The sequence below is a fragment of the Halomonas sp. ND22Bw genome, from assembly GCF_003011945.1.
Taxonomy (GTDB): Bacteria; Pseudomonadota; Gammaproteobacteria; order Pseudomonadales; family Halomonadaceae; genus Halomonas; species Halomonas halophila.
This window is the reverse complement of sequence record NZ_PXWD01001789.1, coordinates 1-236: the sequence shown is the minus strand read 5'-3', so window position 1 is coordinate 236 and position 236 is coordinate 1. Positions and strand designations below refer to the sequence as shown.

At 34.3% G+C, this 236-nt stretch carries 1 protein-coding gene; it reads left to right on the top strand.

Annotation, left to right across the window (positions count from 1 at the left end; all coding sequences use genetic code 11):
• On the top strand, window positions 1-190 hold a 190-nt coding region (locus tag CVH10_RS27150; protein ID WP_219925119.1), incomplete at its 5' end, for a hypothetical protein.
• Window positions 191-236: the final 46 nt, after the last annotated feature.

The following is a 236-nucleotide window of genomic DNA, read 5'->3' as shown; positions in this document are numbered from 1 at the left end:
CGAATATTTAACGTTGGCCTCTGAACATGATGATGAATATAACGAGTTTAATAAATATACTAGAATGAGGCTAGATGATCTTAGGGATGGCACACAGAAAGTATTCAACGAAGCTATATTATTAAAAGGAGGCTGGCTGTATAGTGAAATATACACGCATTCTAATACATTGGATTCCCTCCTCTTTTAGATAAAACATCTCCCAGAAAAAGCTGCAGAATGAGAATAAATATAAG